We start from the raw sequence: 13,197 nt of genomic DNA on the forward strand, positions 1-13,197 counted from the left end.
GAAAGGTGAGCATCATGATGCAGGATCAAAGAGATAGTTCCTATCTCTTCGGCGGAAACGCACCCTACGTAGAGGAACTCTACGAATCCTACTTGCACGATCCTGCTTCGGTGGCAGATCACTGGCGAGACTATTTTGATAATGTGAAGCAGGTTCCAGCGGCTGATGGCTCGTCTAGGGTGGATATTGCCCACGCGCCTATCGTCGCCTCTTTTGCTGAGCGAGCCAAGCAAGGACCTATAAGAACAGTTTCAGCAGATTCCGCAGATTCAGAAATGGGTCGTAAGCGAGTTGCAGTTCAGCAGCTCATTGCCGCTTATCGCAACGTTGGTAATCGTTGGGCTGACATTGATCCCTTGAAGCGCCAAGAGCGCCCAGACATTCCTGAGCTGGATCCTGCTTTTTATGGCTTTACTGATGGCGATATGGATATCGTCTTTAATACCAGCAACACTTTTTTTGGCAAGAATCAAATGTCCTTGCGGGATCTACTGCAAGCCTTGCGAGAAACGTACTGCGGCACCTTGGGTGCAGAGTACATGTTTATTGCCGACCAGAAGATCAAAAAATGGTGGCAAGAAAAATTAGAATCTATTCGCTCAACAGGGCACTTTAATGTTGAGCAAAAGCGCGTCATTCTCGATCGTGTTACTGCTGCTGAAGGCTTAGAGCGTTACTTGCAAGCAAAGTATGTTGGCCAGAAACGATTTTCTTTGGAGGGTGGTGAGAGTTTCATTGCCTGTATGGATGAGTTAATTAGTGAAGCAGCTGCAAAGGGCGTGCAGGAGATTGTTATTGGCATGGCACACCGTGGCCGCCTTAACGTGCTTGTAAATACCCTGGGCAAAATGCCGACGGATTTATTTGCAGAGTTTGAGCATAAGGGCCCAGAAACACTGCCTGCTGGTGATGTGAAATACCACCAAGGTTTTTCAAGTGACATCTCGACAGCAGCGGGCCCAGTGCATCTGTCATTGGCTTTTAATCCATCGCATTTAGAAATCGTAAACCCAGTAGTTGAGGGATCTGCGCGAGCCCGTATGGAGCGTCGCGGCGATCTACTGGGTGAGCATGTCTTGCCAGTATTGGTGCATGGTGATGCCGCAATTGCTGGGCAGGGCGTCATGCAGGAAACGCTGATGATGGCCGAGGTGCGGGGTTACTCCACTGGCGGCACTATCCATATAGTGATTAATAACCAAATTGGCTTTACAACCTCCGATCCGCGCGATTTACGCTCTAGCCTTTATTGCACTGATATCATGAAAGTGATTGATGCGCCGGTATTGCATGTCAACGGCGATGATCCTGAGGCGGTGGTATTGGCAACTAAACTAGCGGTCGAGTTCCGCAGTCAATTTCATAAAGATGTGGCGATTGACATTGTGTGCTTCAGAAAGCTGGGGCATAACGAGCAAGATACCCCTGCGATGACTCAGCCATTGATGTACAAAATCATCGCCGCCCATCCAGGTACTCGCAAACTCTATGCCGATAAGTTAGAGGCTCAAGGTGTACTGCCTGCAGGTACTGGCGATTTGATGGTCAAGGAATATCGCGCAGCAATGGATGCCGGTAAACAAACCTCAGACCCAGTATTGAGTAACTTCAAAGGAAAGTTTGCGATTGATTGGTCCCCATTTTTAAATAAAAAGTGGACTGACGAGGCCGATACTGCCATTCCGCTAACAGAGTGGAAGCGATTGGCCGAGAGAGTGACCTCAGTTCGCGAAGGATTTAAAGTACACCCATTGGTTGAGAAGGTGTTGAAAGACCGCTCCGCCATGGGAAGGGGCGAGGCCAATATCGATTGGGGTATGGGAGAGCACATGGCTTTCGCGTCCTTGGTGGCTAGTGGTTACCCAGTACGCCTATCTGGTGAAGATAGTGGTCGCGGAACTTTTACCCATCGGCATGCTGTTTTGCACAACCAGAATCGAGAAAAGTGGGATTCTGGTATCTATATTCCTCTGCGCCATATAGCAAAGGATCAGGCGCCATTTGTGGTGATTGACTCGATTCTGTCAGAGGAGGCGGTACTCGGCTTTGAATATGGGTACGCAGCTGCAGAGCCAAACACACTAACTATTTGGGAAGCGCAGTTTGGTGATTTCGCAAACGGTGCCCAAGTAGTTATTGATCAATTTATTGCCTCTGGTGAAGTGAAGTGGGGCCGTGCAAATGGTCTAGTGATGATGTTACCTCACGGTTATGAGGGGCAAGGCCCAGAGCATTCCTCCGCGCGCTTGGAGCGTTTTATGCAGTTGTGTGCTGATACAAACATGCAAGTGATTCAGCCAACAACTGCGGCACAGATTTTCCATGTGCTGCGACGTCAGATGATTCGTCAATTTCGCAAGCCATTGATTTTGATGACACCAAAATCGTTGCTTCGTAATAAGGAAGCGGCATCACCGTTAATTGAATTTACCAAGGGTGGCTTTCAAACGATTCTGCCTGAACGAGATGCTGCAATTGATGCCAAAGAAGTTACGCGCTTAATTATGTGTTCGGGTAAGGTTTTCTACGATCTAGCTAAAGCACGTGTAGAGAAAAAACAAAACGAAGTTGCGATTATTCGTCTGGAGCAGTTATATCCATTCCCTCACAAAGCCTTAGCAGCGGAGATGAAGAAGTATCCAAAACTAGCGGAAGTAGTGTGGTGTCAGGATGAGCCGCAAAACCAAGGTGCCTGGTTCTTCGTTCAGCATAATATTTTAGAGAATATGTCTGAAGGAATGAAGATGGCTTATGCGGGTCGTCCTGCATCTGCTTCTCCTGCATGCGGATATGCTCACCTTCACCAAGAACAACAAAAGTCACTTCTTACAGCAGCATTTGCAAAACTTAAGGGTTATGTCATTACGAAGTAATCGTAGACATCATCCATCACAAAACATTTAATAGGATTCCTCATGGCCATTTTCGAAGTTAAAGTTCCCCAACTCTCTGAGTCCGTAGCAGAAGCTACTTTGTTGCAATGGAAAAAGAAAGTAGGCGATGCTGTTAGTCAAGATGAGATCTTGATTGAAATTGAAACTGATAAGGTGGTTATGGAAGTTCCTGCTCCGTCCGCTGGTGTGATCACTGAGATTCTGATGGGTGATGGTGACACTGTTATTGCTGAGCAATTAATTGCAAAGATCGACAGTACTGCAGTAGCCTCAGCTGCTCCAGCAGCAGCTTCCACCGCGCCTACAGCAAAAGCAGCGCCAGCTCCAGCTCCAGCTGCAGCCGTTGCTCCCGCTGCTAAAGTAGCCGCACCTGCTGCCCCTTCAGCTGCCAAGTTAATGGCAGAAAGTAATGTCAGCGCTGCCCAAGTTGCAGGCACTGGCCGGGATGGTCGGATTACCAAAGGGGATGTAATTAGTGCAGTAGCCGGCGGCACAAAATCAGCAGCATTACCCATGGCTGCATTGCCATTGGGCGACCGCCCAGAAGAGCGTGTACCCATGAGTCGTTTGCGCGCTCGTATTGCTGAACGTTTGTTAGAGTCCCAGGCAAACAACGCCATCTTGACCACATTTAATGAGGTTAACATGGCCCCTGTTATTGCAATGCGCAATAAGTACAAAGATCAATTTGAAAAAGTGCATGGCGTGAAGTTGGGCTTTATGTCCTTTTTTGTGAAGGCAGCCACGCACGCATTAAAGAAGTTCCCACTACTGAATGCCTCAGTCGATGGTAACGATATCGTGTACCACGGTTATTTTGATATTGGTATCGCAGTAAGTTCACCGCGCGGTTTAGTAGTCCCCATTTTGCGTGACGTTGATCAAATGAACCTAGCAGACATTGAGAAAAAAATTGCCGAGTACGGCGCAAAAGCACGTGATGGTAAGTTGTCTATCGAAGACTTAACCGGTGGTACCTTCTCAATTTCTAATGGCGGTGTATTTGGCTCAATGCTGTCTACGCCTATTATTAATCCACCGCAATCCGCTATTTTGGGCATTCATGCGACCAAAGAGCGTGCCGTAGTTGAGAATGGGCAGATTGTGATTCGCCCAATTAATTATTTGGCTTTGTCTTATGACCATCGCATTATTGATGGTCGTGAAGCGGTGCTGGGTTTAGTTGCAATGAAGGATGCTTTAGAAGATCCTTCACGCCTCTTGCTTGACTTGTAAGAAGGAAAAATCATGAGTCAATCATTTGATGTTTTAGTTATTGGTGGTGGTCCTGGCGGCTACATTGCTGCTATCCGTGCAGCTCAGTTGGGTTTTAAGGTAGCCTGTGCAGAATCCAATGCCTACGATGATCCAAAGGGCGATGTACGCCTGGGCGGCACTTGCTTAAACGTTGGCTGCATTCCTTCTAAAGCCTTGCTCGCCTCATCTGAAGAGTTTGAAAAAATTAGTCACCATGTAGCTGATCATGGCATTACTGTTGGCTCTGTTAAGTTAGATTCAAACAAAATGATTGCGCGTAAAGATGCAATTGTGAGCAAGATGACAGCTGGTATTCAGTTTTTATTTCGCAAAAATAAAATTACCCTCCTCAAAGGGCACGCTTCATTTCTTCCTAAGAGTGTTGATGGTTATCAGGTGCAGATTGATGGTAAAGAGCAGTCGGTAGTCATCGCTAAAAATGTCATTATTGCCACCGGATCAAAGGCGCGCCATTTGCCTAATATTCCTGTGGATAACGTCCTCATCAGCGATAACGAAGGCGGATTAAAATTTGATTCGATTCCAAAAAAATTAGGCGTGATTGGTGCCGGTGTCATTGGTCTTGAGCTTGGCTCAGTATGGCGACGCGTAGGTTCAGAAGTTACTATTCTGGAGGGTTTACCAACATTTTTGGGCGCCGTTGATCAAGGCGTTGCCAAAGAAGCGCTCAAGCTGTTTACCAAGCAAGGTTTAAATATCAACTTAGGCGTTAAGATCGGCGAAGTCAAGGCTGATAAAAAAGGGGTGGTGGTTCACTACACAGATAGTGCTGGTAAAGCTCAGAAATTAGAGTGTGACCGCTTAATTATTTCAGTTGGTCGTGTGCCCAATACGGATAAGTTAGGTTTAGATCACATTGGTCTGAAGGTAGATGAGCGCGGTTTTATTCCTGTCGATGATCACACCTGTCAAACCGCGGCGCCTGGTGTGTACGCAGTAGGCGACGTAGTTCGTGGCCCGATGTTGGCACATAAGGCCGAAGATGAGGGTGTTTTAGTTGCTGAGGTGATTGCTGGTCAAAAGCCCCATATTGATTACAACTGTATTCCTTGGGTAATTTATACCGATCCAGAAATTGCCTGGGTAGGGAAAACTGAGCAGCAATTAACCGAGGCCGGCATCGCTTATAAAGCGGGTCAGTTCCCATTTGCTGCGAATGGCCGGGCTTTAGGAATGGATCGCTCTGATGGCTTTGTCAAAATATTGGCCGATGCCAAAACAGATGAAATCTTAGGGGTACATATTATTGGTGCAAATGCATCTGATTTAATTGCGGAGGCTGCTGTAGCAATGGAATTTAAGGCTGCTGCTGAAGACATCGCCCGTATTTGTCATCCACATCCGAGCTTGTCGGAAGTGATGCGCGAAGCAGCATTGGCAACGGACTCACGTGCATTAAATATGTAATTGAAAGCATTAGAGTACTACCATCAAGAATTAATAGCGCGCGGGTATCAAAGCGATCCCGCGCAGCTTGTTGCTATTGAGCGCTTACAGCACTGTGAAGATGAGTGGATTGCTTACAAAGAAATTCGTAGCAATAGTTTAAAAAAGAAATTCTTTAAGCCAAGACTTCCCCGCGGTATTTATTTGTGGGGTGGGGTGGGTCGGGGTAAGTCTTTCCTGATGGATTGTTTTTTTGCCGCCTCTCCTTTAGAAAAGAAGATCCGGATTCACTTTCATGAATTCATGCGCGAGGTCCATCGAGAATTGCATGAGTTATCTGGCATGGCTGATCCATTAGATGAACTCTCCAAACGCATTGCTGAGCGTTATCGCCTCATTTGTTTTGATGAATTTCACATAAACGATATTGCTGATGCGATGATTTTGTATCGCTTGTTGACGGCACTATTTAAAGATCGTGTTCAATTTGTGATGACATCCAATTACGCACCTAGCCAGCTTTATCCAAATGGCTTGCACCGCGATCGTTTGTTGCCAGCAATTAAATTATTAGAAGAACAGTTGGATGTACTGAACGTCGACGCTGGCAGCGACTACCGTAAATTGCAGATGGCCCAAGTGCAAGCTTACCTGACTCCGTTAAATTCAGGAACACATCTGGCGTTAATGCAGATGTTTCAGCGGCTTATTGGCAATCAGAAAGAGACAAAAAGACCGGTGTTGCGTATTGAGTCTCGAGAACTAAGGCCTCTACATATGGCCGAGGGGGTGGTGTGGTTTGACTTTCAGACACTCTGTTGTGGTCCCCGCTCTCAAAATGATTATCTAGAGATTGCCAAACTGTTCCATACAGTAATCCTATCTGAAGTGTCCTATATGCCTATGAGTAAGACGAATGAAGCGCGCCGTTTTATATGGTTAATTGATGTCCTGTATGACCATAAGATCAAATTAATCATCTCTGCAGAGGTCCCTGCGGTCGATTTGTACACTGAAGGCCAAATTATCAGTGAGTTTTCTAGAACCGTGTCTAGGTTGATTGAAATGCAGTCTCGAGATTATTTAGATGCGCCTCGTCGGGTAATTGACGCCAGCTTGACCTAAAATAGGACATGAACTCATTTTCCAGTCTGAACGCTGACTTGCACTGCCACTCTGTGGTGTCAGATGGTACGTTAACGCCTGAGGCGCTGGCAGAGCGAGCCCATGCCAATGGAGTGCATTTGTGGGCATTAACTGATCACGATGAGCTAGGCGGACAGGAGAGGGCACGCAGTGCCGCTAGCGTACTGGGCATGCAATATGTTTCGGGCGTGGAGATTTCAGTTAGCTGGATGGGTCAAACAATACATATTGTGGGCCTGGGAATTGATGCATTCCATGCTGGTATTTTGGAGGGATTGCGGCGGACGCGGGATGGACGCAGTAATCGAGCCAAGCTGATGGCCGAGCAATTATTGAAAGTGGGCATCCCTGGAGCTTATGAGGGCGCTCTGGTTTTTGCTGGCAATCATGATCTGATTTCGCGTACTCACTTCGCCCGTTTTTTAGTGGAGCAGGGGGTTTGTCGCAATACTGAGCAGGTATTTAAAAACTACCTCATCGATGGCAAGCCCGGCTATGTACCTCATGTTTGGGCAACCTTGGACGATGCTGTTGCTTGGATTACCGAAGCAGGTGGTGTTGCTGTGATTGCTCACCCCGGCCGCTATAAGTTGAGTGCTATGCAGATGGATGAGCTCTATAAGCACTTTAAGGAAATCGGTGGCCTAGCTATTGAAGTTATTACCGGTAGCCACAGTCCAAGTCAATATCAAACCTATGGCAAGATTGCCCAGCACTATGGATTTTTAGCTTCTCGCGGATCCGACTTTCATGATCCTAAAGAAAGTTATATTGATCTTGGTACGTTGCCCCATTTGCCCGATCATTTAACGCCGGTATGGTCACTGTTTCATTAAGCTCTGATATATTTCCAAACTTGCCCTTACCCTTAAAGAATAGATATTAAGATGTTTGCTGAACGCGTTCTCTCTGGCATGCGACCTACGGGCCATTTACACTTAGGTCACTACCACGGTGTCTTAAAGAACTGGGTGCGACTGCAGTCTGAGTATCCCTGTTTCTTTTTTGTGGCTGACTGGCATGCGCTCACCACTCACTACGAAACCCCTGATGTGATTGAGCAATCCGTATGGGATATGGTGATTGACTGGCTTGCTTGTGGTGTGGATCCCAATCAAGCAACTTTATTTATACAAAGTAAGGTACCTGAGCATTCAGAACTATTTTTGCTTTTGGCGATGGGTACGCCATTAGGTTGGCTTGAGCGTGTGCCGACCTACAAAGATCAAATTGAAAAGCTAAAAGAAAAAGACCTGCAAACCTACGGTTTCTTGGGTTACCCCTTGCTGCAGGCCGCTGATATTTTAATTTACCGTGCACAGTTTGTTCCCGTTGGAGAAGATCAAGTGCCGCACGTAGAGATGACGCGTGAGGTAGCGCGGCGTTTTAACTATCTGTATGGCCGTGAACCTGGCTTTGAGGAAAAGTCGCTTGAGGCGGTAAAAAAATTAGGCAGTAAGCGTGCAAAAATGTATGCAGAATTGCGGGTGGCATTTCAGGAGCGCGGAGATGATGAGGCTTTAGAACAAGCCAAAGCTTTGCTGCAGGATGCCCAAAGCCTCTCTATGGCAGATCGCGAAAGATTGTTTGGTTTCTTGGAGGGTGCTCGAAAGATCATTCTTCCTGAGCCGCAAGCCTTACTTACTTCAGCTTCGCGGATGCCTGGTATTGACGGTCAAAAAATGTCTAAGTCGTATGGCAATACGATTGATATTCGTGAAAAGCCAGAAGAAGTGACTCGCTCTATTCGAACGATGCCTACTGATCCAGCCCGCGTGCGTAGAACTGATCCAGGAGATCCGGCACGGTGCCCTGTATGGCAATTGCATACGGTCTACTCCGACGAAGATACGAAAGCTTGGGTGCAAAAAGAATGTCAGTCAGCTGGTATTGGTTGCCTAGAGTGTAAGCAACCCGTGATTGACGCTATTCTGGCTGAGCAGCAACCGATGTTTGAGCGTGCGCAGATGTATTTGGATGATCCAAGCTTGTTGCGTTCCATCATTGCTGATGGTAGCGATAAGGCACGCAAGGTTGCCCAAGAAACTATGCGCGAGGTCCGTGAGTCGATGGGCCTAGCTTACGATTGAGTGGGTGTTACAGGCTCCTCTGATGCATGACGTAATCCTGGATTCATCCGCATGGGTAAGACGTTATGCGCCCCTGATTTCTGATTCAGGGGCGGTGTTGGATTTGGCTTGCGGGTCTGGTCGCCATAGTGGTTTGTTGGCCTCTATGGGGCACTCCGTTTTGGCGGTGGATCAAAATATCCCTTCAGCAGATATATTTAACACCTCCTTCATTGAATTCTTAAAGATGGATTTAGAAGGGGAGATCTGGCCTTTAGAGGGGCGGATGTTTTCCGCTATCGTGGTTACTAATTACCTTTACCGTCCCTATTTAAATAGATTACCGCAGATGCTTCTTGATGGGGGTATTCTGATCTACGAAACCTTTGCCCAGGGTAATGCCCAATTTGGCAAGCCATCTAACCCTGATTTTCTTTTAAATCCTGGTGAATTGCTGGTTCTTGCCGCCCAACATGACCTAAGGGTACTCGGCTATGAGGATATTCGTCTTGAAGAGCCTAAACCAGCCATGGTTCAGCGTATCTGTGCTGTAAAAGGGCAGCTGAAGGGCAACTGAAGGGTAGCCAAAGCCTAGTTAAAGCCTAGTTGCGGTCAAGTTAGGGGATTATCAAAACAATAGTAAAAAGGGCGCATTCCGTTACAATTTCAAGGTAGTGCAGTCAATGCACTGAGATCCAACTAACGCACAATTGGTAACCACTTGGTGACAAATACAACACAAGCTCAAGGTAGTAAAAAGCCCATCGCTGGAAGCATGCCTGCGATAGTGACTCCAATGCATGAGGATGGCAGCCTAGATTTTCCCGCCCTACGTTCTTTATTGGACTGGCATGTTGCAGAGGGCTCTGATGGCATTGTGATTGTAGGTACTAGCGGTGAATCCCCAACAGTGTCGGTTGATGAGCATTGTGAATTAATTCAGGTCACAGTCGAGCACATCGCAGGGCGTATTCCTGTTATTGCGGGCACGGGCGGAAACTCAACTGCTGAGGCTATTGCACTGACGCAATTTGCAAAGTCAGTCGGAGCAGATGCCAGCTTGCAGGTAGTTCCTTATTACAACAAGCCAACGCAAGAGGGTATGTATGCCCACTTCAAAAAAATTGCTGAAGCGGTCGATCTTCCGGTGATGCTGTACAACGTGCCCGGCAGAACCGTAGCCGACTTAGCTGGTGAGACTACAGTCCGCTTAGCGGGAGTCCCTGGGATTATTGGTATTAAAGATGCCACCGGCAGTATGGAGCGAGGCACCCTTTTGCTAGCGGATTTAAAACGGGCTGGTCATGAAGATTTTGCTGTATTTTCGGGTGACGATTTGAGTGCTGCCATGTTGATGCTGATGGGCGGTAAAGGCAATATTTCGGTGACTGCCAATATTGCTCCGCGCCTCATGCATGAATTATGTTGTGCTGCGATGTCAGATGACGTCATCAAAACACGCGCTATTCAATACCAATTACTGGACGTTCATAGAGCCATGTTCACTGAAGCAAACCCAATTCCCGTCAAATGGGCACTCCATGAAATGGGTAAGATCACTTCAGGTATTCGTTTACCCTTAACCCCTTTAAGCGTTTCCTTGCGTGAACCTTTAAAGATTGCAATGAAACAGGCCGGCTTACTATGATTAATTTTATGCAATCTTTGCGCCGCTACTGCGCAGCATCCTTGATTCTTGCTACTGCAACCTTCGTTTTAGTTGGATGCAAAACAGTTACTTCAAACGATACGGTTGACTACAAGTCGGCTGGGGCAGTTCGCGGTCCTAATTTATCGTATCCACCAGATCTCATTACCTCTCAGGCAGATCGCCGCTATATTGTTCAAGACGGTTCTGCAACGATGTCTGAATACAATGCGGCAGTAAAAAAATCAGTCCAGACTCGCAAGAATGTCATGACCGGTATTCCCGGAATGCGGATTGCACGTGATGGTGAGCGTCGTTGGTTAGTTGTTGAGAAGCCCGCGCCTGAACTCTACCCACAGGTAAAGGATTTTTGGCAGGAAAATGGTTTTCTGTTGGTAACGGATTCACCATCAACCGGCATTATGGAGACGGACTGGGCTGAGAATCGCGCTAAGATTTCTCAGGACTTCATTCGTTCAATCGTTGGTAGTGCATTAGATTCCATTTACGATACCGGCGAGCGCGATAAATATAAAACCCGTCTAGAAGTTAGTAAGCCTGGCGAAACAGAGATTTATATTACTCAGCGTGGCGCTATTGAAAAATGTACAACAGATTCGACGGGTGCTTGTATTTCTACAATTTGGACGGCTCGTCCAAACGACCCAGAACTTGAAGCTGTCTTTTTGGCGCGCTTAATGGAGCGATTGGGAATGACGCAAGAGCAGGCTAAAGCTCAAGTGGCTGCTCCATTGGGTCCAAAGACACCGAAGGCTAAGTTGGTTCAAGAGGGTGTAAACACGGCTCACATTGTTATTGCTGCTAGTTTTGATCGCGCATGGCGTGACACTGGGCTAGCGCTAGATCGCTCTAACTTTACCGTGGAAGATCGCAATCGCACAAATGGTGTTTACTACGTTCGCTATGTCAATCCAAAAGATCTCGGTGATACCAAAGGATTCTTTACGAATCTCTTTAGCAGCAAAGATGACTCAAGCTTGAAAGCGAAAAAATACAGTGTGGTCGTCAAATCTACTGGTGAAAATAGCGCTAGCGTCTACGTACAGGATGCAGATGGAAAGCCTGAAAATACCGCCGCTGGTCTACAACTACTAACGTTATTAACAGAGCAGTTGTCTAGGTAGGTTCAGCGTTCTCAAAATTAGGGTAATAAAAAAGCCGCTTTTCAGCGGCTTTTTCTCTTCAAAGAGAAGATTACTTCTTAGCGTCAGCAGCAGGAGCAGCAGCAGGTACAGCAGGAGCAGCAGCAGGTGCATCAGCAGCAGGAGCAGCAGCAGGTGCCATTGGAGCAGCTTCAACTGGCTTAGCTTCTTCTTTCTTACCGCAAGCTGCCAAAACGATTGCTAACATTGCTACTAGGGCTAGTGATTTCTTCATTTGTAATTTCCTCTTTAAAAAATATTAATTACCGGTAATGGATCCATGAAATGCAAAGGGAAACCCCTTAAGTACATCCCATGATTGATTATAGCCAACCTGGAGCAAAACCCTCAAATATTAACCAGCCATCCTGATAGGCCTGATAAAGACTATTTTCAGTATTTATTGCGTCAATTTGGACCTTATTGAGAGATTTTTTTGCAGCAATGCACTGCCAGGCTTTTTGGGTTGCCAGCGTTTGCTTGCCAGTCATTTCCTCGCCATTGCAAAAAACACATTTTTTGAGTGTCAGCAGTCGTGTTTGGGGGTGGGGCACTAATACGAATTTGGATAGTGCGACTGAAAATTGAGCGGGGGTCAGATTGGACGACGAGCCATCAAAAATGGCCTGAGGTTTTGGTTCGCTTAAGTAGGCAGTGATTCCGGGTAGGAATGTATCAATCTGATCTAACCGTAACTCTTTAAGTTTGCGCCCGAGTTGCTCTGTCATTTCATGGGGAAGCTCCTGGGCTTTATTGCTTGCCGCTTGTTTTGGATCGGCAAAGTGTTTAGCTAGCCCAGGGATCTCTTCGAGTGACTCCGCAAGACGCCACAAGCCCTCTTGTAAGAGCTCTTTATAACTTGGTGAGCGGAACCCCACCGACCAGGTTTGACATCCTGCGTCTAACGCGATGCCATCGTGGGCAACTTGAGGCGGAAGATACAGCATGTCTCCCGGCTCTAAATCCCATTCTTGCTGAGCCTGAAAGTTTTGTAATATTTTAAGGGGCATTTTTGGCTTGAGGCTCAAGTCAGATTGATCTGAGATGCGCCAGCGCCTTCGTCCAGACATTTGAATTAAAAATACATCGTAAGAGTCGAAGTGTGGGCCAACGCCACCGCCTATGCTGGCAAGACTAATCATGAGATCGTCTAAACGGGCATCTGGGATAAATCGAAACCATGACAAGACTGTTGCAGCGGCAGGATGCTGTGCCTCCATGCCCTGAAGTAGGAGGGTCCAGTGACGCGCCTTCGAAGTGGGGATATCTTTTTTCTTAAATGGGCCCTCAATAAAGCGCCAGGGTTTAGCTTGGATTAGCCTGGATTGGACGGCATCATCGCCCGCCAATTTAATGAGTGTCTCAGCTGAAATGGGGCTTTGCAGCGGATTACCAGCTATGTTGGCTAGCTTGAAAGCGGGGATGGCGCCACGAACCAGCAAGGGCTTTTTATGCCAGTGGGTTTTCATGAACTGTACTGGGCTCATATTGCCCAATAAAGCCCAGGGCAGCTCTAGCGGAAGGGTTTGTGGTGCCTGAGGCGGCTGATAGGGATTGCTCAAGTAAAATGCAGTCATAAATGTAAAAAGCTATCTAAAACACTATGTTGAATG

At 47.0% G+C, this 13,197-nt stretch carries 11 protein-coding genes; 9 read left to right on the plus strand and 2 right to left on the minus strand.

All coding sequences use genetic code 11. From position 1 onward, the window contains the following. The first annotated feature begins 14 nt into the window (after positions 1–14). The 9 genes from B0G85_RS00275 to bamC all read left to right on the plus strand — a co-directional run bounded on the left by B0G85_RS00275 (position 15) and on the right by bamC (position 11,566). Positions 15–2,873 carry a 2-oxoglutarate dehydrogenase E1 component gene (locus B0G85_RS00275; protein ID WP_100378459.1) on the plus strand — a complete coding sequence of 953 codons (2,859 nt, stop codon included), beginning with the start codon at positions 15–17 and terminating at the stop codon, positions 2,871–2,873. Between the two features lie 42 nt (positions 2,874–2,915). Continuing rightward, positions 2,916–4,130: a 2-oxoglutarate dehydrogenase complex dihydrolipoyllysine-residue succinyltransferase gene (odhB, locus tag B0G85_RS00280; RefSeq protein WP_100378460.1), complete on the plus strand. Its 1,215-nt coding sequence runs from the start codon at positions 2,916–2,918 to the stop codon at positions 4,128–4,130. A gap of 12 nt (positions 4,131–4,142) precedes the next feature. Then, a complete protein-coding gene (gene lpdA / locus B0G85_RS00285; RefSeq protein ID WP_100378461.1) occupies positions 4,143–5,579 on the plus strand; it encodes a dihydrolipoyl dehydrogenase in 1,437 nt (478 codons plus the stop codon). Further along, positions 5,580–6,683: a cell division protein ZapE gene (gene zapE / locus B0G85_RS00290; RefSeq protein WP_100378462.1), complete on the plus strand. Its 1,104-nt coding sequence runs from the start codon at positions 5,580–5,582 to the stop codon at positions 6,681–6,683. It abuts the gene before it with no gap. Positions 6,684–6,691: 8 nt separating this feature from the next. After that, on the plus strand, positions 6,692–7,540 hold the full coding sequence (locus tag B0G85_RS00295) for a 3',5'-nucleoside bisphosphate phosphatase (protein WP_100378463.1): 849 nt from the start codon (positions 6,692–6,694) through the stop codon (positions 7,538–7,540). A 51-nt stretch (positions 7,541–7,591) separates the two neighbouring features. Then, positions 7,592–8,794 (plus strand): tryptophan--tRNA ligase, encoded by a 1,203-nt coding sequence (locus B0G85_RS00300; RefSeq protein WP_100378464.1) that lies wholly within the window; start codon positions 7,592–7,594, stop codon positions 8,792–8,794. Positions 8,795–8,816: 22 nt separating this feature from the next. Continuing rightward, entirely contained in the window at positions 8,817–9,350 is a 534-nt protein-coding gene (locus B0G85_RS00305) for a class I SAM-dependent methyltransferase (RefSeq protein WP_100378465.1), read from the plus strand. 198 nt (positions 9,351–9,548) lie between these two features. Further along, positions 9,549–10,421 (plus strand): 4-hydroxy-tetrahydrodipicolinate synthase, encoded by an 873-nt coding sequence (dapA, locus tag B0G85_RS00310; protein ID WP_100379116.1) that lies wholly within the window; start codon positions 9,549–9,551, stop codon positions 10,419–10,421. 8 nt (positions 10,422–10,429) lie between these two features. Further along, on the plus strand, positions 10,430–11,566 hold the full coding sequence (bamC, locus tag B0G85_RS00315; RefSeq protein WP_232725874.1) for an NlpB/DapX family lipoprotein: 1,137 nt from the start codon (positions 10,430–10,432) through the stop codon (positions 11,564–11,566). Between the two features lie 70 nt (positions 11,567–11,636). Here the strand turns inward: bamC and B0G85_RS00320 are convergent, their stop codons facing one another. Further along, a complete protein-coding gene (locus B0G85_RS00320; protein ID WP_100378467.1) occupies positions 11,637–11,819 on the minus strand; it encodes a hypothetical protein in 183 nt (60 codons plus the stop codon). 88 nt (positions 11,820–11,907) lie between these two features. Next, on the minus strand, positions 11,908–13,161 hold the full coding sequence (locus tag B0G85_RS00325) for a cupin domain-containing protein (RefSeq protein WP_100378468.1): 1,254 nt from the start codon (positions 13,159–13,161) through the stop codon (positions 11,908–11,910). Positions 13,162–13,197: the final 36 nt, after the last annotated feature.

Origin of the sequence: Polynucleobacter brandtiae, assembly GCF_002797575.1 — a bacterium.
GTDB classification, from domain to species: domain Bacteria; phylum Pseudomonadota; class Gammaproteobacteria; order Burkholderiales; family Burkholderiaceae; genus Polynucleobacter; species Polynucleobacter brandtiae.